Annotated in this window: 30 protein-coding genes and 1 pseudogene; 18 read left to right on the top strand and 13 right to left on the bottom strand. The window is 60.2% G+C overall.

The genetic code is table 11. The annotated features are described in order from the left end of the window. Positions 1-12: 12 nt before the first annotated feature. Genes ABIE58_RS13415 through ABIE58_RS13450 form a run of 8 tightly spaced genes read right to left on the bottom strand, consistent with a single transcriptional unit; the run spans position 13 to position 6,073 of the window. Positions 13-822 carry a type IV secretion system protein gene (locus ABIE58_RS13415; RefSeq protein WP_354545285.1) on the bottom strand — a complete coding sequence of 270 codons (810 nt, stop codon included), beginning with the start codon at positions 820-822 and terminating at the stop codon, positions 13-15. Then, positions 822-1,976 (bottom strand): lytic transglycosylase domain-containing protein, encoded by a 1,155-nt coding sequence (locus ABIE58_RS13420; RefSeq protein ID WP_502950097.1) that lies wholly within the window; start codon positions 1,974-1,976, stop codon positions 822-824. The genes ABIE58_RS13415 and ABIE58_RS13420 overlap by 1 nt, the downstream gene beginning before the upstream one ends. After that, positions 1,966-2,133 (bottom strand): hypothetical protein, encoded by a 168-nt coding sequence (locus ABIE58_RS13425; protein WP_009815545.1) that lies wholly within the window; start codon positions 2,131-2,133, stop codon positions 1,966-1,968. Before ABIE58_RS13425 ends, ABIE58_RS13420 begins: the two co-directional genes overlap by 11 nt. Then, positions 2,130-4,505 carry a VirB4 family type IV secretion/conjugal transfer ATPase gene (locus tag ABIE58_RS13430; RefSeq protein ID WP_354545229.1) on the bottom strand — a complete coding sequence of 792 codons (2,376 nt, stop codon included), beginning with the start codon at positions 4,503-4,505 and terminating at the stop codon, positions 2,130-2,132. The genes ABIE58_RS13425 and ABIE58_RS13430 overlap by 4 nt, the downstream gene beginning before the upstream one ends. After that, positions 4,495-4,773 carry a VirB3 family type IV secretion system protein gene (locus ABIE58_RS13435; RefSeq protein WP_012187324.1) on the bottom strand — a complete coding sequence of 93 codons (279 nt, stop codon included), beginning with the start codon at positions 4,771-4,773 and terminating at the stop codon, positions 4,495-4,497. Before ABIE58_RS13435 ends, ABIE58_RS13430 begins: the two co-directional genes overlap by 11 nt. Next, positions 4,766-5,059 (bottom strand): TrbC/VirB2 family protein, encoded by a 294-nt coding sequence (locus tag ABIE58_RS13440; RefSeq protein WP_009503803.1) that lies wholly within the window; start codon positions 5,057-5,059, stop codon positions 4,766-4,768. Before ABIE58_RS13440 ends, ABIE58_RS13435 begins: the two co-directional genes overlap by 8 nt. Continuing rightward, complete coding sequence (locus ABIE58_RS13445) at positions 5,056-5,676, bottom strand: lytic transglycosylase domain-containing protein (protein WP_354545230.1); 621 nt, start codon at positions 5,674-5,676, stop codon at positions 5,056-5,058. Before ABIE58_RS13445 ends, ABIE58_RS13440 begins: the two co-directional genes overlap by 4 nt. Before the next feature lie 43 nt (positions 5,677-5,719). Next, entirely contained in the window at positions 5,720-6,073 is a 354-nt protein-coding gene (locus ABIE58_RS13450; protein ID WP_354545231.1) for a hypothetical protein, read from the bottom strand. A 210-nt stretch (positions 6,074-6,283) separates the two neighbouring features. On the opposite strand from ABIE58_RS13450, the gene ABIE58_RS13455 reads away from it, so the two are divergent. From ABIE58_RS13455 to ABIE58_RS13465, 3 genes are all read left to right on the top strand, one after another. Next, positions 6,284-6,535 carry a hypothetical protein gene (locus tag ABIE58_RS13455; RefSeq protein ID WP_354545286.1) on the top strand — a complete coding sequence of 84 codons (252 nt, stop codon included), beginning with the start codon at positions 6,284-6,286 and terminating at the stop codon, positions 6,533-6,535. A 124-nt stretch (positions 6,536-6,659) separates the two neighbouring features. Then, positions 6,660-6,917: a helix-turn-helix domain-containing protein gene (locus ABIE58_RS13460; protein ID WP_354545232.1), complete on the top strand. Its 258-nt coding sequence runs from the start codon at positions 6,660-6,662 to the stop codon at positions 6,915-6,917. A 168-nt stretch (positions 6,918-7,085) separates the two neighbouring features. Further along, positions 7,086-7,310, top strand: a complete 225-nt coding sequence (locus ABIE58_RS13465) for a hypothetical protein (RefSeq protein WP_354545233.1) — start codon at positions 7,086-7,088, stop codon at positions 7,308-7,310. Positions 7,311-7,413: 103 nt separating this feature from the next. On the opposite strand, the gene ABIE58_RS13470 is transcribed toward ABIE58_RS13465, so the two are convergent. From ABIE58_RS13470 to ABIE58_RS13480, 3 genes are all read right to left on the bottom strand, one after another. After that, entirely contained in the window at positions 7,414-8,169 is a 756-nt protein-coding gene (locus ABIE58_RS13470; protein WP_354545234.1) for a hypothetical protein, read from the bottom strand. A gap of 364 nt (positions 8,170-8,533) precedes the next feature. After that, the gene (locus tag ABIE58_RS13475; protein WP_354545235.1) at positions 8,534-8,860 is read right to left on the bottom strand and encodes a YnfA family protein; all 327 of its coding nucleotides are present in this window, start codon (positions 8,858-8,860) and stop codon (positions 8,534-8,536) included. Between the two features lies 1 nt (position 8,861). After that, positions 8,862-9,290, bottom strand: coding sequence for a MerR family transcriptional regulator (locus ABIE58_RS13480; protein WP_354545236.1), 429 nt, complete (start codon positions 9,288-9,290; stop codon positions 8,862-8,864). 178 nt (positions 9,291-9,468) lie between these two features. On the opposite strand from ABIE58_RS13480, the gene ABIE58_RS13485 reads away from it, so the two are divergent. The 15 genes and pseudogenes from ABIE58_RS13485 to ABIE58_RS13555 all read left to right on the top strand — a co-directional run bounded on the left by ABIE58_RS13485 (position 9,469) and on the right by ABIE58_RS13555 (position 20,956). After that, positions 9,469-10,071 (top strand): SCO family protein, encoded by a 603-nt coding sequence (locus ABIE58_RS13485; RefSeq protein ID WP_354545237.1) that lies wholly within the window; start codon positions 9,469-9,471, stop codon positions 10,069-10,071. A 5-nt stretch (positions 10,072-10,076) separates the two neighbouring features. Next, on the top strand, positions 10,077-10,499 hold the full coding sequence (locus tag ABIE58_RS13490) for a disulfide bond formation protein B (RefSeq protein ID WP_354545238.1): 423 nt from the start codon (positions 10,077-10,079) through the stop codon (positions 10,497-10,499). Next, positions 10,496-11,155, top strand: coding sequence for a DsbA family protein (locus ABIE58_RS13495; protein ID WP_354545239.1), 660 nt, complete (start codon positions 10,496-10,498; stop codon positions 11,153-11,155). The genes ABIE58_RS13490 and ABIE58_RS13495 overlap by 4 nt, the downstream gene beginning before the upstream one ends. A gap of 28 nt (positions 11,156-11,183) precedes the next feature. Then, positions 11,184-11,651 (top strand): copper chaperone PCu(A)C, encoded by a 468-nt coding sequence (locus ABIE58_RS13500; RefSeq protein ID WP_354545240.1) that lies wholly within the window; start codon positions 11,184-11,186, stop codon positions 11,649-11,651. Next, positions 11,651-12,277, top strand: coding sequence for an SCO family protein (locus ABIE58_RS13505; protein WP_354545241.1), 627 nt, complete (start codon positions 11,651-11,653; stop codon positions 12,275-12,277). Before ABIE58_RS13500 ends, ABIE58_RS13505 begins: the two co-directional genes overlap by 1 nt. After that, positions 12,274-13,647 carry a peptidoglycan DD-metalloendopeptidase family protein gene (locus ABIE58_RS13510; protein ID WP_354545242.1) on the top strand — a complete coding sequence of 458 codons (1,374 nt, stop codon included), beginning with the start codon at positions 12,274-12,276 and terminating at the stop codon, positions 13,645-13,647. The genes ABIE58_RS13505 and ABIE58_RS13510 overlap by 4 nt, the downstream gene beginning before the upstream one ends. Positions 13,648-13,650: 3 nt before the next feature. Continuing rightward, positions 13,651-14,106, top strand: coding sequence for a DUF411 domain-containing protein (locus ABIE58_RS13515; protein WP_354545243.1), 456 nt, complete (start codon positions 13,651-13,653; stop codon positions 14,104-14,106). A 26-nt stretch (positions 14,107-14,132) separates the two neighbouring features. After that, positions 14,133-14,914 (top strand): annotated as a pseudogene (locus ABIE58_RS13520) (ZIP family metal transporter). A gap of 4 nt (positions 14,915-14,918) precedes the next feature. Beyond that, complete coding sequence (gene lspA / locus ABIE58_RS13525) at positions 14,919-15,392, top strand: signal peptidase II (RefSeq protein WP_354545244.1); 474 nt, start codon at positions 14,919-14,921, stop codon at positions 15,390-15,392. Continuing rightward, positions 15,389-16,957 carry an apolipoprotein N-acyltransferase gene (lnt, locus tag ABIE58_RS13530; protein WP_354545245.1) on the top strand — a complete coding sequence of 523 codons (1,569 nt, stop codon included), beginning with the start codon at positions 15,389-15,391 and terminating at the stop codon, positions 16,955-16,957. Before lspA ends, lnt begins: the two co-directional genes overlap by 4 nt. Further along, positions 16,957-17,124 carry a hypothetical protein gene (locus ABIE58_RS13535; protein ID WP_354545246.1) on the top strand — a complete coding sequence of 56 codons (168 nt, stop codon included), beginning with the start codon at positions 16,957-16,959 and terminating at the stop codon, positions 17,122-17,124. Before lnt ends, ABIE58_RS13535 begins: the two co-directional genes overlap by 1 nt. A gap of 24 nt (positions 17,125-17,148) precedes the next feature. After that, the gene (locus tag ABIE58_RS13540; RefSeq protein ID WP_354545247.1) at positions 17,149-19,068 is read left to right on the top strand and encodes a penicillin acylase family protein; all 1,920 of its coding nucleotides are present in this window, start codon (positions 17,149-17,151) and stop codon (positions 19,066-19,068) included. Between the two features lie 13 nt (positions 19,069-19,081). Then, positions 19,082-20,077, top strand: a complete 996-nt coding sequence (locus ABIE58_RS13545) for a cytochrome c oxidase assembly protein (protein ID WP_354545248.1) — start codon at positions 19,082-19,084, stop codon at positions 20,075-20,077. Positions 20,078-20,172: 95 nt separating this feature from the next. Continuing rightward, positions 20,173-20,343, top strand: a complete 171-nt coding sequence (locus ABIE58_RS13550; RefSeq protein ID WP_354545249.1) for a hypothetical protein — start codon at positions 20,173-20,175, stop codon at positions 20,341-20,343. Between the two features lie 22 nt (positions 20,344-20,365). After that, positions 20,366-20,956 carry an SCO family protein gene (locus ABIE58_RS13555; RefSeq protein ID WP_354545287.1) on the top strand — a complete coding sequence of 197 codons (591 nt, stop codon included), beginning with the start codon at positions 20,366-20,368 and terminating at the stop codon, positions 20,954-20,956. Positions 20,957-20,959: 3 nt separating this feature from the next. Here the strand turns inward: ABIE58_RS13555 and ABIE58_RS13560 are convergent, their stop codons facing one another. Beyond that, complete coding sequence (locus tag ABIE58_RS13560; protein ID WP_354545250.1) at positions 20,960-21,937, bottom strand: cytochrome c oxidase assembly protein; 978 nt, start codon at positions 21,935-21,937, stop codon at positions 20,960-20,962. 205 nt (positions 21,938-22,142) lie between these two features. Continuing rightward, a complete protein-coding gene (mntR, locus tag ABIE58_RS13565) occupies positions 22,143-22,613 on the bottom strand; it encodes a manganese-binding transcriptional regulator MntR (RefSeq protein WP_354545251.1) in 471 nt (156 codons plus the stop codon). Positions 22,614-22,701: the final 88 nt, after the last annotated feature.

The following is a 22,701-nucleotide window of genomic DNA, read 5'->3' on the forward strand; positions in this document are numbered from 1 at the left end:
ATGCCTCCGTGATCACTCGGCCCGCAGGTTTGGCAAGGTGAAATCCATGAAGCGCTGCTCTTCGGCGATGGTGGCGGCATCGATCACGCCGCCGGTGCCGTCGCCCACGGTTTGGATCGCTTCCAGCTGCCACATGGCCACAAGCGCGATCGCGAGTTCCGCCGTGACGCGCGTGTTGAGATCGACGCTCTGCTTGAGCTCTTCCATATCGCCGATCAACCCAACAAGCCGGTCGATCCGCTCGAGCGATTGGCCGGCATCTTCATAGCTGTTCTGGGCGGCGGCTGAGACGAGCGCGCCGGTTGTTGCCTGCGTCGCCACGCGGTTCGCGCCCGCATTGCCGCTGCGGGCCATTTCCGAGAGGGTGTCTTCATCGAAGCCGAGATCGGCCAGCACCCGGTCCATCTGGGTTTCGATCTCGCCTGCGCCGGAGCCCGAGAGGCCCGAGAAATCCCCAGTCTTGATCGCCTCAATCGTGGCGAGGATGTCGCCGAACTCCTGGTCGAGCAGGCCGTTCAACTCGTCTTCCATTTCCGTGCGGATGATCTCGGGAAGCTCGGCAAGGCGGGTGAGTGCTTCGTAGGTTCTTTGCAGCTCTGCGAGTTGGTCCGTGAGCGTGGCAAGCTGTTCGCGGAGCTGCGTCAGCTGCTCGTTTTGCAGAATCTCGTCCTCGATCATCTGCCGGAGCTGCTGGATGTTTTGCGCGATGTTCTGGGTATCGACGACGGGCACGCCTTGCGCGAGGGCAGGGGATAGGGCGCCAAGATGCAGACCAACCCCAAGTGTCGTGGCCAAAGCTGTCCTCAAGAGCAGATGTCCCATCATTCAATCTCCCTGATCGTAAAATCCATGAACGCGCCTTCGGCCATGCGGGCGCTGGCCTGGGCCAGCTCTTCGGCGGAGAGCACGCGCGTGCGTGCCGCCTGAAGCCGGATGCGGGCAGTCACCAGACGCACGAGTTCGGCCCGGGCATAGGTGTTGAGCGCGACGCTCTCCTGCACATCCTCGGTTTCGGAAATCCGCTCGACGATGTCGGCGATGCGCAGGGCGGCTTGTTGGATCGCGGCGGGTGAGTTGCTGCCATAAAAGGCCGCCCCATGACCCGTGAGCGAGAGGTTGGCATTGGCGAGAAGTGCCGGATCGATTGTGCCAAGCGCTTCGATCCCGCCGATACGGCTCAGATAGAGATTGTAGCGTTCAGGGATGACCGACACGTAGTGCTGGGTCTCGCGGAAGGGTGGCACGCCGCCATACTCGAAAACCCGGCCGGGTCCGGCGTTATAGGCCGCGAGGGCGTTGATGATGTTGCCATCGAATGTGTTGAGCTGGGTCGCGAGATAGCGCGCGCCGCCATGCACCTGCAGGTAGGGGCTATCATAGTATTCCGGGTTAATGCCCAGATCGCTGGCCGTGCCAGGCATGATCTGGGTGAGACCATAGGCACCGACGGGAGACCGTGCCCCAATCGTAAACCGGCTTTCCTGCCAGATGAGCGCTTGCAGCAGCGCGCGCCATTGGACCGGGGAGAGACCCGCGCGGCCAACACCGGCAAAGCCGCTGGTCTCTTGAGCCACGCGGATGATGAGCTGCTCGATGGTCTCGGCGGCGTCGCCGAACATCTGCGCACCGCCGGGATTGGGGTCGATGTCGGCATTGCCATAGACCGCCTCGACTGACCGGGCCGGATCCCCGCTGCCGCTTTCCAGCCCCGAGACCATAGCCGGCAAGCCCTGACCGCCGAAGCTGGTCTGGGCATCGAGAATGCGTCGGAGGGTTTCCAGCTGCTCCCGTTCGATCTCGGCGATGAGTTCGCGCACTGCAAGCTTGTCGGCCTGAACAGCCAAGTCTGCCTCGCGATCGCCGGTCTCGACGATGTCACGCGCGGTCAGCCCATTGTCATTGGTCGGCACGCCTTGGGCGAAGCTGAGACCGGGCAGCAGGCAAAACGCCAGGATATGAGGCAAGCTAGACTTCAACGTCGCCCTCCGGCGCGCCGAGCGGTGCGAAGTGGCAATCCTGGGCTGTCGCTGCCGTCGAGGCGAGAAAGGAAAAGCAATTGGCCTGCGGCTCCCGGTACTGGGTGCAGGAGGCCAGCGCGCCGAGCGCAGCCAAAGCGATAAGAATACGGATCATGAAAGTCTCCAGAAATCCTGGCGGTCGCGGTAATCGGCGCCGACGAGCGCCTCGCCTTTCTCCATGCCGCCGAGGATGGTGAGTGTGGGACCAAGGGCGCTCAGATCGGCATCGATGACGATCGAGCCCTGATCGTCGCGGATCAGTGCCAAGCGGCTGTTGCTGCCGGTGTTGAGAAGGACGTCGAGCTCCTTCTCCGTGAGGTTCAGCATGGCGTAGTCCGCAGGCTGCGCGCGGATATTGGGCAGCAGGATCTGCGTCGGGACGGCCTCGACGATGGTCTTGCCGGTCCGCGTGCGCTCGAGCTGGCTTGCGTATTGCGTCATCATGACCGCGACGGTGTTCTGCTTGCGCGCGGTCACCAGCCAGTTCGACAGCCGCTCGGCGAAATACGCGTTGTCGAGCGCCTTCCAGGCCTCGTCGATCACGATGATGGTGGGGCGGCGATCCTCGATCTCGCGCTCGACCCGGCGGAAGAGATAGGAGAGGACGGCCATCCGTTCCTTGTCGGCCTCGCTGTCGAGAATGCCGGTCAGATCGAAGCCCACCACATTGCCCTTGAGCGAGAACGTGTCCTCGAGGCTCTGCCCGAAGATCCAGCCATAGCGGCCGTCTTCGGTCCACTCGAGCAGGCGCTGGTGCAGATCGCCGCCATCATCGGTGGACACAAAAAGCGATGCGAAATCCTGCCAGTTCCGCAGGGCCGGATTGGAGGCCTGCGCGTTCTGGCGCACCACTTCCTGAATGCGGTTTGTTTGCGCGGGCGTCAGCGGCTTGTCGGCGCGGTAAAGAAGCGTGGCAAGCCAGTCCGAGAGCCAGGCCGTGCCGCGCGCATCGGTCTCGGTCCATAGCGGGTTGAGGCCCGTGGGCTGACCGGCGTTCAGGGACGCGTAGCGCCCGCCATTGGCGCGCACGGCCATCTCCATGCCGAGGCGGTAATCGAAGACGAAGATCCGCGCCCCTGCGCGACGGGCTTGCGTCATCAGAAAGGCCGAGAGCACCGATTTGCCCGACCCGGGCCGCCCCATTATCAGCGTATGCCCGCTGGTCGGTTCTTTGTCGGGCGGGCCTTGTTCGTGATAGGAGAACCGGTAGGCGCTCTGTTCTGGGGTGGGTAGATAGGTGATGACCTTGCCCCAGGGGGTAAGTGCTGCGGGTTTGCCGAGCTGCGTCCGGTGGAAGGCCGCGAAATCCGCGAAGTTGCGATTGGTCACAGCGCTGGCGCGGACGCGCTTGGGCTGGTTGCCGGGATGCTGGCTCAAGTAATGCGCCTTGGCCGCGACCCGCTCGGCGATCATCTTCACGCCCTCGGTCGCGGCGGCGTTCACGATCTCGGCGCTGAGGGTCTGCAGCTCTTCGAGCGTGTCGCAGAAGAGCGATACGACCATATGGTGCTCGCCGAAGCTTTGGCGCTTGGCCTCGAGATCGTCGGCGGCGATGTCGAGGGCTTCCATGAGCGAGAGGGCCGCGTCCTGGCTCGCCTGCATCTGCCGCTTCTGCCGTTTGATGCGGCCCGCCATGAGGTTCGAATTGATCGGCGTGAAGGAGTGGGTGACGATCATGTCGACCGGCAGGTTCAGCATGTCGAACATGGTGCAGGAGGTGCCTTCGGAGTATTCCCCGATGGTGAAACTCTTGCCGTAGCGATGCCCCACGACGCCTTCCGAGAGCTCGAAATGGTCGCCTTGAAACGTCACGCGGGTATTGGCGACGTTGAAGGATAGAAAGCCGTAGGTGTTCGCCGGGTAGAGCGGCAGCTCTGTTCCGGTGTTGAGCGCCCCCAGAAACCCCACCAATTCCCCCGATGCGGCCGACAGCAAGCGCGGCTTCAGCTCGGCGAGGCCAGACAGAAAGACGTTCACGGCCTCGCCCAAGCGCTGCAGGCGTTTGCGGGTCTCCTCCTTCAGTCGGTCCGGCGCGCTGCGGCTCAGGAACGGCAGGAGGCTTTTCTGAGGCGGGCGGTGAATGACGGTGAGCGTCAGTGTTTTGTCGCGGAGCCCGCTGGTCTCGAGTTTCGCGCGCCAGCGCCGGTCCACCTCGCCCGCGAAGCTGTCCTCACGGATGGGGTCGAGATCAGGTTTGATGGCCTTGGAGACCTTGTGGACGTAATAGCTGAATTCCGGCCCAAGTTGCGCGACGATGCGGGCAAAAAGCGCCGTCACCTTGTCGAGATAGGCATCGTCCGTCGTGTAGCTGTTGATCCCCTCGAGCCGGATGCAGCGGAAGAGTTCGTTCACCCGGGTCCGCACGGTCTGGTCGTCGACGAGGCTCACATAGGGCAGCATATGCGCGAGGCGGGTCTCGCGCGTATACCAGTCTGGCGTCATTGTGCGGGCATCGAGCGCAGCATCACGGGCGTCATCACGGGGCATAGCTGTCCCCGCCATGGATGGACCTGTTGCGCGTGGGCGGTGTCTCCTGCAGGGCCGTCATCATCACGTCGATGAAACGCGGGTCCCAATCCGCGGCCTTCCATAGCACCGGATAGAGCAGGGCGGCGACACCCAGCACCGCGATGTGCTGGACCCAGACGAACAAGAGCACCGATCCGAAGAGCCAGACCATCGCATACATGATGGGCAGGCCCAGAAGCTTCGGCGGGCGCACGAGGCCGAGAAAGAGAGGCGCGCGCTCAGCCACCGGCAAAGACCGCGGCAACGATGGTGGGGGCAGCCGCGACACCAGCGATGCCCACGAGGACCCAGAGCGCCTGGCGCAGATCGATGATGTTGAAGAACCAGCTGAGAAAGACCCCGAGAACGGCCAGCGTCGCGATGACAACGCCAAGTGGGCCGGTCAGCGCATCGACGATGCCCTGTAACAGGCTCTGGATCGGGGAGAGATCAATGCTCTGAGCGAGGGCGGGTTCGGCAATCAGCAGGAATAGCGCCAGCGAGGCGACAAAGAGGTTTGAAATCTGTTTCATGAATTTGATCCTTCCAATCGGGCCATGACGGCCATGACGCGGGCCACGTGGTTCTGGGTTTCTCGGTAAGGGGGAATGCCACCGTGTTGGCGCACGGCGTCCGGCCCCGCGTTGTAGGCCGCCAGCGCCAGATGCGGATCGCCGAAGCGCTCCAGCATCATCGCGAGGTAGCGCGCGGAACCGTCGAGGTTCAGCAGCGGATCACGCGGGTCGACGCCCAGATCACGCGCCGTCGCTGGCATCAATTGACCAAGGCCAATGGCACCTGCACTTGAAATCGCATCCTGTCGGTAGGCGCTCTCCACTTCGATATTGGCGCGATAGAGAGCCAGCCAATCCGTCCCGGAAAGCCCCGCGCGACGCAGGCCGGGATGGCCGGCATAGCGCAGGGCAGTGGTCTCTATGGCGTTTAGGACATCGGCGCGGGGCAGGGGTGCCGGACCGACAAGGGCTGCAAAGCGCATCGCTTCACGCTCTGGCACAGTTTCAGCGCTGCCGAAAATCGCAAGTTCATCGGCTGCCGATCCCTGACCAATGCCGTCATTGTAATTGCGCGCGAAGCTATTTTGGGATTGGGAAGGCGTCAGAGAGCCGTCGCTCTCCATGACCAGGACCATTTGCGCTGAGGCTGGCGCGGCGAGTAGCCAGAGACAGACAAGGTTAGTTGCCAGCGCCCTTGTCTGATGGGGCGAGCTTGTGGCTCCGGCTTGTCCCCGCTTCAAGTGGCAGGTCGACATGCGCAAAGCCAAGGCCAATGAAGAAAGACACAACGCCGGAGATCGTCTTGAACTCGCGGATCTTGATATCGTTGTAGGTCGTCCGCGTGCGGGCGGTGACGAGGAGCTTTTCCACGCCATCATCAGAGACAACGCGCATGATCCAGACCCCGTAATAGCTGGGGCCTTTCTTATGTGCTGACTCCTGGCACAGGATTTCTGCGCTATAGCCGCTTTCCACGAGCTCGCGGAACCTGGCTTCCGTAACCACATTTGGTGCTTCGATGTCCCAGTTCATGGCCCGGCTCACGCTTTCTCCAATGGCGCGACCCCAGGCATTCCCACTTGAAGCCCAGAGTTACGATAGTATACTATCAACCGCAAGATGTAATATCGTGCTTTAGCTGTAGTTTGGTCACGCAGACACTAGTCACGGCCAGTGTCCGCGATCAAGGAGATAACAGGTTTGAGAAACCCAAGGTTGACACGCCTGCTCCCATTGCAAGCTATAGTCCTTCTGATCTGCGTCGCCGGACCGGTTTTGGCGCAATCCTGCTTCGCCCCGGCCCGTCCTTTCGTGCCAAGCGATTCGCAGGCAGCGCGGGAATTTGCAGATATCATCCGTGGCGACTTCGAAGATTACATCCAGGATATCCAGAGCTACTTCCGTTGCCTCGACGGCGAACGCGCCCGCGCTTTCGAAGAAGCGCGCGAAGTCAGCGAGGAGTATGGCCGGTTTCTGCAATTGGTAGGGGATTGATGGGCAGCCTCGGGAGCATCAGACTTGCAACCCATGGAAACCAGACGCCGATAACACCCTCAAATATCTACTTTTTAGATAACAGATTTCATCCGCTAGCGACGTCACAAAAGGTATGTGACGCGTGGCAAAGACAATCAGAAGCACGGGACAGGTGGCACTCTGCCAAGCATTGGTCGACGCCCGCATCAACGCGGGCCTTGGTCAGGAGGACTTGGCGATCAAGCTCAAGTGCCATCAATCCCTCGTGGCGCGCATTGAGAGCGGCCAGCGCCGGGTCGACGTCGTCGAGCTGGTCGTCCTTGCGCGCGCCATCGGCTTTGACCCCTTCGAGGTTTTGGCGATCGTCGAAGCCGCCACGGAGCCCGACCACCGGATTTGAGCAATTTCATCAATTGAGAACACGGGAGCTGACTTCTCCCAGTGTGAGTATTGGTACCGCAAGGAAGAACAACTAACCAATTTAACCAAAACAGGCATGCCGCTGCAGCAACGCTTCGGAAGTCGAAGCTGCGGTCGGAAAAGCCCAATTGCAGGAAATTAGTTAACAGTGAATGAAGATAAGGTCGAAGGTGTCGCCATTGCCAATATGATTGCAGCCGATGAAGAAACCATTGTTGGCTGGGTTTATCGATGGAACACAGGTGCTCTGGCAATCCGGTGGGACATGAATGGCCCACAGCGCGTCTCAAAGATTTACCCGGATCTCTGCGATGCCGATAAAGCTGAAATCGACTTCGCGTCTCTCACGCAGCTGCCCTGTCGCAACGACTGACATGGTAGAATATGGCCTTTATGGCCCTTGATTGTGTGCGTGTGCCTGCGTTGCAGGTTTGATTTCGTACAAGGCTCTGCGCGACGTCGCGGCGCCTCAACAGTCAGTAATTGACCTGCTCGAAGCCGTAATTCCCGCTATAGTCACGCCACTCCACAAAGACGGATCTGTGATAAATGCTCGGGCAGTGCTCGCCCCATCGCTCGAGACCGGCATGCGCAGCAGGAAGCGCTGCGGGTGATGACGCCCTCCAAGAAAAGTCGCCCTGTGTGCCGTAGGTGCCAAGCACGACGACAGCACTTCGATTGCAATCTCCATCGCGCCCGGATTCGTGCTGGCGGGCATAACGAACGTCAAAGACGCGGATGGAACGCACGAAGTTGAATTCCGGCCCGCTGATATCGATGTCGGCGCGGTCTTCTACGAGCTGGAGGGCGTAATCAGCCCTTACGAGGTTGTCCCAGGCCGCGTTGGAGCCTCTGAACCCGAGCGTGCCGCTTGCTGTGGCGGCCTGATCAAGGAGCGGGGCTGAAGAGTTTGATGGTGTCCCTGAACCACCATATAGGGCATCGAAGATCCGGTCCGTGGGGCGCGACCTGGCGGGCCCATCGTAAGACGCACCCATCGGGCAGCGCCAAATCTGCAGCGGCGGCTCCACCGGCCAAGGTGTGATGCGCCGGATGAACTCGGCCCGAGCGCGTGCGCACGGCACGGAAGCTGGCCACCCACCAGACAAACACAGCAGGATGGCGCAATCGATCTGATAGGTTTGGGCGCGGGCTTGCGTCGGAACTGTTGGGCCGGTCAAGGCGAGAGCTAAAAAGGCCGCCAGAGGGAGGTTTTTGAATTCGAAACGCATGGCAAGGACCCTTGACAATCTTCACCCAGCATACATACGAAAATATACTATTGCAACACTGATGATGCGTATGGCGGTTGCAGTGGTCGGCAAGATCGCTAAGTGACAGCGTCGGTTGTCGCCAGCCGATCAAGCCGTGCCGAGAGTCTCGGCACGCAGCAGATCAACGATATGCTTCAGGCTGGTCAGGTCATCAATGGTGCCCGAGGCAAGATACATATCTGAGAACGGCGGTGAGAAAGTCGACCACGGTAGCGGTGAGGTAGGCCCGCTGCGGGTGGCACGGTGGTCGTCCACCTTTGCCCTCTCTTCAGTTGGAGGTACCCTTGTAAAAGCTAAAGCTGCTGTAGGAGCAATGCCAATTTTACGCCCCGCGGGGTGCCGCGAGGATGATCGCAGCACCCAATAGACATACGGTGGCGCCGAGCAGATCCCACCTGTCCGGCCGGTGCCCTTCAGCCAGCCACATCCAAAGGGCGGACGCGGCGATATAGATCCCGCCATAGGCCGCAAAGGCACGGCCGGCGGCAACCGCTTCGACCTGCGCCAGTAGCCAGCCGAAGGCGACCAATGATACGACCCCAGGCACTAGCCAAAGTGTCGAGGCCCCCAGACGCCACCACGCCCAGATGGCGAAGCAGCCGGCGATCTCGGCGAGCGCCGCGAGCGGATAGGCAAGTGCAGCGGGCATCTCAGCCGCCGATCTCTTCATGGTTGGTCAGGCATTCGGTATGGTCTCGCAGCACCTCGAGCACGCGGCAATCAGAAGTTTGCCCGCCGCTGCACTCATGCACCATCCGCATTAATTCCGTCCGCAGCGCCTCGAGCCGTGCTAATCGTTGCTCGACCTGTTTGAGTTGCCGACGGGCGATCGCATCCGCCTCCGCGCAGGATTTTCCCGGATGATCGCTGAGATCGAGGAGCTCACGGATTGCGTCCAGCGAGAACCCTAATTGCCGTGCGTGCCGGACGAATGACAGACGGTCGAGTTCGGCGTCGCCATAGCGGCGCTGGCCGCCCTTGGTCCTTCCGGGCTCCGGCATAAGCCCGATCTGCTCGTAATATCGGATGGTCTGCACTTTAGTTCCGGTCTTCTTCGCCAGCGTTCCAATCGTCAGCATTTCAGGCTCTCCATATTGCCTACAGTGGGTGTAGCTTTAAGCAACGCGCGTCACAAGCTTCACCTGGATTTCACAGGTCGGTGATTGTTGGCCGATCAATGAAAATTGCGCTTGAACCTACAGTAGCTAGAGGATGTAAAGATGCACAAAATATAGAATCAACATCGGGCGTTATGGCGTGAGGCTTTCAGGTCTTCAAAAGATATTGTGGGTGTTTGCGGGCGTGGCGGCGTTCGTTTTCATCTGGCTTTTGCTATGGTCCGACTACCGGTCTGACCGAGCACGAGCCGAGGATGAACCACCGTTTTTCGCTGATTTCGAACTCACCAATCATCGCGGCATGGTCCAAACGGAGGAAGATTTCGCGGGGCTCTGGATGCTGGTCTTCTTCGGCTTCACCAACTGCCCCGACGTTTGCCCGACAACGCTGTCCGAAGTCGCGGCCGTAATGGAGGGATTGGGAGACGAGGCGGCAAAGGTGCGGCCAATCTTTATTACGATCGATCCCGAACGGGACACGCCGACAGCACTTGCCCAGTATGTGCCGCTGTTCGATGTGGGGATTACCGGGCTTACCGGCACCCCGGAACAGATCGCCGAGACATCCGAGACCTTCCCGATATTCTACCAGCGGATCGAGGAGGCCACCGCTCCGGGCGGTTATACGATGGGCCACACGTCGCACCTCTTTCTTTTTGACCCCGAGGCAGGCTTCGCGGAATCCTGGTCCTACGGCACACCCGCCGAAGAGATCCTCGCCGATCTGAGAGAGAGGATCTGATCGTCATGACCCGACTTTCCGGAGAGACCGCCCTCGGGCTGGCCTGGTTCATCGCGCTCACGGCGTCTCTTTCCGTGATTTTCATCGGCGAAATCCTGGGGCAGACGCCTTGCGTGCTCTGCTGGTTTCAGCGCGCCTTCATGTTCCCCTTGGCTATCATTCTTGGCCTCGGACTTTGGTGGCAGGACAGGCGAGTGGGTCTCTACGGACTTGCGCTGGCACTTGGTGGGGCCGCCATAGCGCTTTGGCAGCTGGGTCTTTATGTCGGCCTGATCCCCGAACGCATACAGCCCTGCACGGCGACCGGCCCGTCCTGTACCGACGAAAATCAATTGGTTTTCGGCATTCCGATCCCGCTGATGGCGCTCGTCGCCTTCGCGATGATCGGTCTGCTGTCGGCCATTTCACTGAAGGAAACACAAGAATGAATCGACGCGGCCTTATCCTGTCCGTTCTCGCCGTCGGTGCCGCAGGTTTTGGCGGCGCGACCTGGTATGCCAGCCGCTCTGAACCCGTGGCCAAGGCAGCACCCGTCGCGCCGGAGGTGAACAACGTGCTGACCCGGTCCTATTCCCCGATCCTCGGAACCGAGACGGCGCCGGTCACGATCGTCGAATTCTTCGATCCGGCTTGCGAGGCCTGCCGCGCGTTCTATCCCGTGGTCAAGGATATCATGGCTGAGCACGGCGATGCGGTCCGTGTCGTGATCCGTTACACAGCATTCCATGGAGACGCCTCGACTGAGGCGATCCGTGTTCTCGAAGCTGCGCGGATGCAGGACGTGTTCGAACCCGTGCTCGAAGCCGTCTTGCGAGAGCAGCCCAGATGGGCGTCTCACGGGACCCCGGCACCCGGATTGATCCTTGAGATTGCCGCAAGCGGAGGTCTGGATGTCGAAGCTGCCCGGACACAGATGCTGGCCCCCGGTGTTGTGGCGGTGCTGAACCAGGACCGTGCTGATGTCGAAACCGTAGGCGTGCGACAAACACCCACCTTCTTTGTGAACGGCAAGCCGCTAGACCCGTTCGGTGAGGCCGAACTACGGGGATTGGTGGCGGCGGAAGTTGCGGCCAGCCAAAGTTGATGGGAGGTCTAATACAGGAGAAATTGTCATGAAAAAGCGACCATACACCAAGGGATTGGCTGTTCTTTTAATGCTTGTGGGCCTGTCGGTCCCGGCATTTGCCGACTCGGAAGATGTGATTGTCGAGAACGCGTGGTCTCGCGCCTCGATCGGCGTCAACAGGCCAGGCGCGGCCTACATGACCGTGCGAAACACGGGTGACGAAGCGGTGACACTGACCGGACTTGCGACACCTCTGGCCATGATGCCCGAAATCCATGAATCGAAAACCAACGCCGAGGGCGTGAGTTCAATGTCACCTGCAGGTGAAATCACGATTGCCCCAGGCGAAAGCGTGGCATTGGAGCCAGGTGGGCTGCATGCGATGCTTATGAAGCTGCAAGAGCCGATGATCGAAGGCGAGACCTTCCCGCTGACGCTGACCTTCTCGGACGGTGGAGAAGTGACTGTCGAGGTCCCGATCCTGGGCATCGCCGCGCGCGGGCCGGAGGGCTGATGCAGCGTCGGCATTTGCTTCAATACGGTGCAGCCGGTGTCGGCGGTCTCGGTCTGATGCTTGGTGTCGGCTGGTGGCGCGTGGACGGGCCCGGTGCCCCGCAACCAGTTGGCCAACGGCCCCTACCCCTATCGGCGATGGATTTCCGCCTGACCGATCATGAAGGCAATGAAGTAGGCCCGGACACCCTGATCGGCCGCCCGACCATGGTGTTCTTCGGGTTCACCTACTGCCCGGACGTCTGCCCGACCACCCTATCGGATATCTCCAGCTGGCTGGACGAGATGGGAGAGGACGCGGGGCGGCTGAACGTGATCTTCATCACGGTCGACCCGGAGCGGGACACGGTCGAGGCGATGGCCGAGTATGTTGGCTATTTCCATCCTTCAATCCGTGGCTGGACAGGCCAGGAAGAGCAGATTGCACGCGCAGCAGACGGCTTCCGCGCGACTTATAAGAAGGCGCAAACCGAGGGCGGAGGGTACACCATGAACCATACTGCGAGCGTCTTTCTGTTCGATGCAGAAGGGCAGTTCGTCACCATGATCGACTATCACGAGCCGCGGGAGTTCGCGGTGCCCAAGATCCGCCGCGCATTGCAAGAAGAAGTTGAAGAGACAACATGAAGATAAGAAACGTAGGAGCGACGCTGGTTGTTGTGGTGGGGGCTTCGGTGACGGCTCTCGCTGTCTCTGGCATTATATCCAAGGAACCGGTGCCACCTGCGATTGCTGAAGCGTCCTTATGGAGTCCTAAGCCGCTCGCGCCGCCTCGGATTGCCGAAACCAGTTCAGTCCGTCCTGCATTAGCCCAGCCGGATGGCACGTTCGAGTCCAGACCCGTGCCCCTCCTGCCCGTCTCCTTCGCGGACACCTCCTTGCCATCTGTCGAGCCCCCGCTGATGACCTGGTCGCGCGAGATTGCGTCCGGCGAGACGCTCGATGCGGTCCTTTCCGATGCGGGGCTGGGTGCTTCGGATCGCGCCGAAATAGCCTTGGCGATTGGCGCGGAATACGATTTGCGCCGTCTGCGTCCAGGTCACTCGGTCACTCTGGTTTCTACGCGGGACGGCAATCCGCACCGCGTAGAACTCGCCGTCGAAGACGGTGTCCGGATAGAGGCGGTATTCGGCGAGCAGCTTGCCGCTCGCGTGTTGGAGCCTGACCCCGAGATAGTGACTTTCGCGGGCGAGGCAGTGATCGAAAGTTCCATCTTCGCAGCGCTCGACACAGCAGATATCCCTGCCCGTTTTGCGGTGGACCTGGCGCAGATGCTGGGCGGCACCGTCGATTTCCGTCGCGATCTTGCTGGTGGCGAGACGATGCGCCTCCTTTGGCGCGAGGCACGGGACGGTACCCAGAGAATTGGCCAGCCCGAGCTTGCCTTTGCTGCACTGGATATCGACGGCTCGCTCTATGAACTCGTCTGGCGAGACGACGGCAGCGGACGGGCGACGATCTATGTCGACGGAGAGGTCCTGCGCGTGTTCGCGCAACCGGTCGAAGGTGCACGGTTGAGTTCTGTGTTCGGGCGCCGAACTCATCCAGTCTACGGCAACGTGCGGATGCACACAGGGGTCGACTTCGCGGCGGCGCGCGGCACGCCGGTACAGGCGACGGCGCCCGGCCGAGTGAGCTTTATAGGTCGACGCGGAGGATATGGTCGGGTGGTCGAGATCGCGCATGGCTCCGATACCTTGACGCGCTATGCGCATCTGAGTGCTGTACCGGACGGCCTCACACAAGGGCAACGAGTGATGGCCGGAGATACGATTGGCCGCGTCGGTGCAACCGGCACCGCGACCGGGCCCAATCTGCACTACGAGGTTCTGGTGAATGGCCGCCCGACCGATCCTCTCTCAGACGGCCGACTGGCAGAGGCGGCCGAGCGTGAAGCGGACGACACGGCCGCGCTTAAGCGACTGACTGAGGCACGCTCGCTTCTGGCCGAGAGGCTCTCCAGTGAATTTGCACAAACGACAACCGAAAGGCTTTGACCTATGAAAAAATATATTCCCGCCCTTACCATCGCATTGGCCTTGCTTCCTGCGGCGCAGGCAATCGCCGAGGCTATCCCGATCAATGTCCGGAAGACCAACGGCTGCGGCTGTTGCCTGTCCTGGATGAAGCACCTCGAGGAGAACGGCTTCACGCCGACGGGCGAGGACATGTTCGGAGGATCTCTCGTGCGCTTCAAGCTCGACAATGGCGTGCCGCAGCGCATGGTGTCCTGCCATACGGCTCTGGTCGAAGGCTACGTCATCGAAGGCCACGTACCGGCTTCCGACATCCAGCGTCTGCTGGAAGAGCGGCCAGACGCGGTGGGCCTGGCGGTTCCAGGAATGCCCTACGGGTCGCCCGGCATGGGACCGGAGGACGAGCGCGAGGCTTACGATGTCTTCCTGATCCGCGAAGACGGGTCGACCGAGGTCTACACCAGCTACACCGGCTCCTGACAGAATTCTTGGCAAGACTTTAGCAGTTGAAACCTCTCTCCCCCATAGCCCTTGGCTTTCTTGGAAATCTGGCCGCCGGATCGCTTACTGCGGTCGGGGCGGTACCGGTGCTCTTTGGGCTCATCCCGTCCCGGTTCACACGCGATCTCCTGCTCGGCTTCGCGGCTGGTGTGATGCTCGCGGCCTCGTCCTTCTCGCTGATCATCCCGGCCCTCGAGACGGCCGAAGGGCAGTTCGAGAACGCTGCCGGCCCCGCAGCCATCGTCTGCTTTGCGATCCTGCTCGGCATGGGCGCGGTTGCTCTGATGAACGAAAAGCTACCGCACAAGCTTTTCAAGATGGAGCGGGAGGGCCCTGACGCCGCATCGCTGCGCCGCGTCTGGCTCTTCATCATCGCGATCACGATCCACAATTTCCCCGAAGAGCTTGCGGTTGGTTTCGGGTTCGGAGCTGACGGATTCTCGGGCGGCTTGCCGCTTGCGATCGGCATAGGACTGCAAAACGCCCCCGAGGGTCTGGCGGTCGCGGTCTCGCTGCTTGGCGAAGGCTATTCCAGGTTTGGCGCATGGGACATCGCCGCCCTGACCGGCCTCGTTGAGCCCGTCGGCGGACTCCTCGGCGCGGGCATCATCAGTCTTTCGCAGTCGCTCCTCCCTTGGGGTCTCGCCTTCGCGACGGGTGCGATGCTCTACGTCATCAGCCACGAGATCATTCCGGAAACCCACCGTTCCGACTATCAGAATAGGGCGCTCTTGGCTTTGCGGTGGGCCTCGTGATCATGTTGTTCCTCGACGTCTGGCTGGGATGAGCTTATGAGAACGTCCGTCTTAATCGGTTTGCTTGCAGCTCTGTCTGCCTTTCTGGTCGATCAGGTAACGAAAGCAATCGTTGTCTTCAATGCAACTGACCTGAGTTCCGGGGTGCCGGTCTTTCCCGGTTTCAATCTCATCTACCTGCGCAATGACGGGGTGACCTTCGGGCTTCTCGGCGGTGCGCCGTGGTGGAGCCTTGTCGTACTGGCATTTGGCATCTGCGTCTGGCTGGCGGTCATGCTGGTCTGTACCAGCAGTCGGGTCGAGGCCCTTGCCTACGGTGCGATCATCGGCGGTGCACTCGGCAACGTCCTGGACCGCCTGCGCTATCGCGCAGTGACGGACTTTCTTGATCTTTACATCGGGTCGGCGCACTGGCCTGCCTTCAACATGGCCGACGTTTTTGTGGTCAGCGGCGTGGGGCTGCTGCTCGTCGCGCCGTGGTTGGCCGTACAACGTCAGACCGGTCCATGAATCCGGGTTTGGCACAGCTCGCAAGCCAGGGCCGTGCTCTGCTCCTGCAGATGAGCCTTGCGTTCGCGGCTGGCGGATCGTCGGTTTTGACCTTCCCGCCTTTTTCGATGTTGATCGCGGTTCCTGTGGCGTTCTCCGCGCTTTTTCTGATCCTCCGAACTGTTTCGCCCAAGCGCGCTCTTCTCTTCGGCTGGGTATTCGGCGTAGGTCAATTCGGGTTCGGGATCTCCTGGATCGCGGAGAGCTTCTATGTTGATGCCGAACGTTTCGGCGCGCTGGCAATCCCAGCCGTCGCGGGGTTGTCAGCGGTCCTTGCCATCTTCCCGGCCGTGGCAGCGGCCCTTTTTGCCGTCATCGCGCGGCGGAGGCCGCTCGGGGGCATTGCGGCGTGCCTGCTGTTCGCGACATGCTGGACGGCAGCGGAGTGGCTGCGGGGTCATGTTCTGACGGGATTTCCGTGGAACCTCGCCGGCTACGCCCTCGTCGACTATGCCCCGCTACGCCAGCCCGCTGCGTGGATCGGGAGCTATGGATTGAGTCTTTTCACCGTCTTTGTTGGCGCTTTGCCGGGGGCGGCATTTTCGACCCATACACGGTGGCGAGCCGCTGTCCTGAGCGGGGTGATTTTTCTTGTGATCTGGGGTGCCGGCGCGCTCCGCCTCGGAATGGCCGCGCCTACACCGACCGGCATTGATTTGCGCGTCGTACAGGGCAATGTGTCGCAACGGAAAAAATGGGCGCCCGGAAACCGGAAAGTGACCTTTGAGCGTTATCTTGAACTCTCGTCGCAACCCGGTAATGCGACTGTCTTTCTCTGGCCGGAAACGGCTTTTCCCGGCTTTCTCGACGAGGACGCAGCAGCTCGCGCTCGGATCGCGGCGACCCTGCCGAAGGGTGCGCTCCTTCTCACCGGGGCACCCGATCGCGTGGAGAGCGATGACGGTGCCAGCTACTTCAACACAGCCCAGGTGTATGACAGCAGCGGGGAGATTCTGACGGGATATGCAAAGCATCATCTCGTCCCGTTCGGGGAGTATACCCCCCTCCGAGACTGGCTGCCATTCGAGCGGTTGACCGAGGGACTGGGCGACTTCACGCCCGGGTCCGGGCCGCGCACACTCGCTCTCCCGGGCGCTCCGCTGGTCGCCGTGGCAATCTGTTACGAGATCATCTTTCCGGGCCATGTCGTCGACGACCTGTTGCGGCCCGACTGGATATTCAATGCGACCAACGATGCCTGGTTCGGGACAAGCATTGGCCCCGAGCAGCATCTCGCCTCCGCCCGCATGCGCGCCGTCGAAGAAGGTCTTCCTGTCGTTCGTGCGGCCAACACCGGAATATCCGCGATAGTCGACGCCAACGGTGATGTCGTCGCGCGGCTCGATACCGGGGAAAGAGGGATCATCGATGCCAGCCTGCCAGGCGCGCGTGCTCCCACACTCTACGCACGCCTTGGCGACTGGACCCTACTGGTGCTCATCATAGGGAACTGGATTTTGATCAAGACTGCCGGGACAGCGGGACTGGACCGCAACGCAAGAAACTTAAAAACGGAGGAAATCTGATGTTGGTGATCGCGGGCGTCGTGGGCGGAGCGATCTGGGGTGCTCTTCTCGCCCGGCGGCGGAAAGGAAACCGCCTCGATATGCTTCAATACGCGACGGGTTTCGGCATTGCCTTCGGCCTTCTTGCCTTTTTCGCTTCGGTCATCTTCCTACGCATTCTTGCATGAAACCGCTTTTGAATTGGCAATGAATTGAAACGTCTGTTCAATATATTGCTGCGCACTTCCCTCGCAGCTGTCGTGGCAGGATTGATCGTCGCCGGCGGTGCCTACTTTCTGCTGAGCGCGTCAGTTCCTGACTACGACGAAGACTTTGATGTCGCAGGCATCGAAGGACCTGTTGAAATACTGAGGGATTCTTCGGCTATACCGCACGTCTCTGCGGCGTCGTTTGCCGACATTTATTTTGCCATCGGCTTTGTTCATGCCCAAGACAGGCTTGGTCAGCTCCTGAGGGCGCGACGTGCGGCTGGGAACCTACCGCTTCCGGACCGTGCGATCGATCTTGAACCTTCCGTCTCTGACGCGCTGGAAGCTTATGCCGCAGGTATCAACGCCTGGATTGGACTCGTTTCCGACGGCGGTCGCGGCAAAGGTTCACCCGAACTGTTGATTGCAGGCGAGAGAGCGATCTCTGTTTGGCGACCTGAAGACAGTCTCAGGATCGCCCAGTCATTTCTAAGCAATCTGCAATCCAAGAGCGGCCGGCAAGGAGTGTTGGAATTACCAGATGTATTGATTTCCGCGGATCGGCCCAAGACACCTGAATTATTTGCAACTCTTCCCGAAGTCAGCCTCAATGCTTGGGCGCTCCCCGGCAGCCGAACTGCTACTGGCATTCCAATTCTCGCTGCCGATATCAGGGGTCCTCTGTCGTTGCCCTCGGAATGGTATTTGGCCGATCTTCAATTTCCGACAGGGGCTGCTATAGGTACCACTTTGCCGGGTATACCGTTTGTCATTGTCGGCCGCAACGAGCGCGTCGCATGGGCGTTCCGATCCACTCCGCCGAATATAGTCAAAGAGCCAGAAACTCCCACAGGCGCGAAGGCCAGCGATTTTCTGATGATGCTTGACCATCTCGCTAGGTCCACCGATGCGAACGATGCCGTTAGTGGAGCTTCCGAAATGTTATCTGCCAGAATGGAGGTTGTGGCGATCGACCGTGAAACTCTGGCCCGCTGGCCCGAAAACGAGGTCGAGCGGCCTGTATCGTTTCGAGACGCTCGTCTAGCGGCTCTTGATGATCGACAGCCGATATTCTCTGTAGAGAGCGCGATTGCGGTGCAACGCGACACTGTCAGCCCAGCCGCGCGCGCGCTTCTCCCACTGATGGCGCAGGAACTTTGGTTCGTGAGTTCCACAAGCTCCATCGAAGTGACTCGCGCTAACAGACTTCGCGGCGAGATATTGGACATGCTTGCCCAATGGAATGGCGACATGGATCGCTTTTCACCGGAGCCGCTCGTGTTCTGGGCATGGGTGCGGGCATTGCAGAAACGCATTCTTCAGGATGAATTTCCAGCGGCGACGGAGGTCTGGACCAGACCAATCCCTGATTTCCTTTACGCGATCCTTTCCGATCGCGGAGGGAGCGCAATCTGGTGCGACATCCGCCCATCCGCTCGCATTGAGACCTGCCAGGATCAGGTTCGAACGGCTCTGGATGATGCCCTCGGTTGGCTGGTCGACCGTTACGGACCCGATCCCTCCGCCTGGTCCTGGGGCGAGGCGCACATTTTGAACATGCAGTGGTCGCCGATCAGAGCGGGCGAGACGGCAAGCGACTTGCTGTCTCTCGAAGCACCAATGTCAGGCGATCCCTTTACTCTGATGTCGACAGTGTTCGCATCGGATGACGACCGCCCGTTCGCCACCAGTGCGGGCACCAATTTTCAGGCGGTCATGTCGCTTTCGGAAGAGAGCGGTTCCTACTTCATCGCGCCTGCCGGTCAGTCCGGGCACCCCCTCTCAGGGTTCTACGAAAACCTCTTTCCGAAGTGGATGCAGGGTGAATACCTCATGATGACCACGGATCTGTCCCTGGCCCGCGGCGGTGCCGTCGGGATATCCCGATTGTCACCGGCATCCACCGACAGGTCGAAACCATGAAAAACAGGAGCCAATGATCAATTTTCTCATCAACTACAACCCGTTTGGTTATGCGATTTCGCCAGTGACGCTCTTTTCAATCGGTTTGGCCACATGGCTTTATATTCGCGGCCTCAAGCGATCTTCTCGCATTCTCGGTAGGATCGCTGTCTGGCGGTCGGCGTTATTCTTCGGCGGCCTCGTCTGCATCCTCGTTGCCACGAATGCCCCCTTAGCCCCGTTAGGCCACGGCTTCTTCTCGGTGCATCAGGTGGAGCATCTTCTTCTGCGCCTCGCGGGGCCACTTCTCATCGCGGTCTCGCAGCCGTGGCGAATACTTCAAGTCGGTCTGAAAAGACGGTGGCGTCGATACCTCGTTGGGCTCGGGAGAAATGGAGCCGTGCGATTAATGGCGCATCCGGCAATCGCCACTGCCTTGCTCGTTGTGGCGCTCTTCGTCTGGCAAATACCAGTACTTTACGAACTTGCACAGCGTGCTGCTGCGATCGAGTTGCTCGCGCATCTGTCGATGGTCCTGTCAGGGGTTTGGTATTTCGGCATGCTGTTCGATCTCCGGGACCCGCCCGAAGGCGCGCGACGCGGGGCGAGGCTGATCTCCGGTTTTGTGGTGATTGTTTCGAATATTTTTCTGGGATCTCTGACAACCCTCAAGGAGGTGAACCTCTATGCGTCCTACCAAATTACAAGGAACAAAACTGGATTCAGTGCATTAGCTGACGAGACCATCGGTGGCTACACGATCTGGGTTCCGTCCTCGATGGTCATGATCGTGGCGATCATTCTGGTTATGAATGGCTGGAACGCAGCCGAAGTACGCCGCTGGAATGCCAGATACGACCTGATGCGTGGCTCTAATGCTGCAGCGCTTGAGTTTCCGGAAACTGCTAGTGAGTTGCGCCTGAAGGTGACGAAACCGAACCGCGACATGGGTCGGACGCTCGCCTTCGGTGCGTTGGCGATGTTCTCGATCGTCATGATCACGGTCGTAACGATTGTATATGCGCTGTGACCGTTGCCACCTCGCCGGTTCTCGAGGCGCTTTGTCGCGTCCTCGTTGGGGCTCGACACGTTGCGATACACACGTGATTGCCATAGGAAAATGTCATGAATGACGAGACGCAAGTTACTGGGACGACGAACCTGACGGCCAGCGATCTCAGGCGTAGAACCAAATCGAGCAATCGCATGGTGCTCTGGCTTTTGCTGGGTGTTGCCGGTTTCTTTCTGGCAGCGGCCTTCGGTGTGGCGATGTTGGTGATTTATGGGCCGTTCTGATGTGATAATGAGCCGCCGTGTGATGCTCGGGCGCATAGGGTGCGCGGGCCTTGTCCTGCCCCTCGCCGCCTGTGATGACGAAGTATGGTATGGCAAGGATGTGACCGGGCTTTTGCCCGATCTGTCCTTCACGATGATCCGTGCGCAGGATGGCGCGCGCGTGACCCAAGACGATTATAAGGGTCAGGTCGTGGCACTCTTTTTCGGCTTCACGTTCTGCCCCGATATCTGTCCGATGACGCTCTCAAACCTGTCTGCCGTTCTAGAGCAGCTTGGTGAGCGCGCCGCAAAATTGTCGATCCTCTTCGTCACAGTGGACCCCGATCGCGACACACCCGAGATAATGGCAGAATATGTTGGCGCCTTCACGCCGCGGGCTGACGGGCTGATCGGTACGCCCAATCAGCTGGCCCGTCTCGCACGGCGCATCAAAGTCACCTACAAGATTGCACCGCATGAAGCGGACGACATGACCTATGACGTCTCGCACGGCAAGTCGGTCTATGTTTTCGATGCGCAGGGTGAAGCACGCGTAATGTGGCCGAGTTTCGATACGCTAGAGACCAACACCGCCGGGGCCACAGCCGACATTCGCCGCATAATGGGTGCCTGAAGATCATAGATCGGCCTCGGCGGCGCGCATGTTGGCCACCACTACCAAAAGTCCCAGAACACTCATCATCGCGGGGGGGATCCAGATGACGATGCCGCCGATCTGCTGATCCGTCATCGCCGAAATTGACTGGAAATAGCGCCCGCAGAAGGCGTAATAGGGAAACAGATCCACCGTGGCGAAGGTTATGAGCGCCCCCAGAACGATCTGTGGGAACATTACGCCCACAGCCAGCGCTGCGCGCCAGCCGAATCGCAGCCGGGCGGGGGGAACGGGCCGGGTGTCCAGCACCAGCGCCCAGAACAGGATGCCGTCAATCACCATCGACCAGTTCATCACCTGATACAGCACCGGGTCGAGCATGGCGGCGAAATGTACCGGCGGGACGAGCCAGAACCAGAACAGCCCGACAAAGAGGATCACCGCGATCACGGGCTGCTGGATCACTCGATAGGTCAGCAAGACAGGTCGACTGTAACAAAGCCGGCGCAGCCATCCCGGCCCGCCTGCCAGAAGTACAGGTCCCCCAGTGCTGAGCGCTAGCAGGACCGGGCCAACATGGTGCATCGCCACGTGCTGCAAGCGGTTGGTGAAGAACATTCGCTGGGCCAGATATTCAAACCCCGTCTGCGTGACGCCCCACAAAAGCAAAAGCCCAGCCCAAAAGGCTGCCTGCCTCCAGCGGCTTGGGCAGTCCGCCTTCGCCACACGCCCTAGACCTCGGGCGAACCACAGCCCCGCGAGCGTGACCGCAAGGTAGATCGGCCAGGAGAATTCATAAGGAAAGATCGTCGGCACCTGCGCCGGAAAGTAGGTTGCCATCACCCAGAGGACTGCACCAATCAGCCCGATACTACCGTAGACCAAACTGTCTTGTGACAGGGAGTCAGTTTCGAGTTTCTGATCGGTCATGATCGCGAGGGTCTGCTGACTGGCCGGTAATGGCAACGCGATAAACCCGCGTGCGGCAATTCGTGCCATCGCGAGGTCAAAGTTTGAGGTGCTGATCGACCCATGAGCGGTTGTAACCCATCCTCACGGAAGGATTCGCCCACGTTGTCGCCCTATTGTTCTTTTTGGAACGAATTAGTTCCACGTCATTTTTCGCGATATTTTTGCGCGACCGTCGGTCAGTTTTTGTCGGTTGGAGTGATTGCTTTAAAGTCGCGACATACCGGTTGCGTAGTTACAAGTCGCTTCTTGATTGCTGAAGTGCTTGTTGGAAAGCCTCCAACGTGGCTTCGCTGACGTGATGCTCAATACCCTCCGCATCGCGTTCCGCGGTCTCTCCGTCGATTCCGAGGCTCAGGAGAAACGCTACGACGATTCTGTGGCGTCGGCGACAGGCCTCCGCCAGTTCCTGCCCTGCGCCAGTGAGGAATATCGCGCGGTAGGGTTCCCGCCGCACCAGGCCCGCAGTCTTGAGCCGCGAAATATTCTTGGTAACCGTAGGCGGTTTCACGCCAAGCCGCTCGGCGATATCGACGGGTCTGGCTTCTCCGCACGAGTCGATCAGTTCCGCGATCAACTCGACATAATCCTCTGCCATCTCGCTCTCGTGCGCCTGACGCACGGTCGCAAACCCCTCGGCCTGCGCTTCGGGAGCCCTGTCGACAGCTTCGAATGCTTCACACTCATGTGATTGCAGCTTTGTCATACCCGGACTTTGCAGCGAAACAGCGGGATTGACAACTTGTTTGCTTAGGGTAGATAAGTTAGCCATGTCTAACTTTGTTTCTGGAGGT

This window comes from Roseovarius sp. MBR-78 (assembly GCF_040547535.1).
GTDB lineage: Bacteria > Pseudomonadota > Alphaproteobacteria > Rhodobacterales > Rhodobacteraceae > Roseovarius.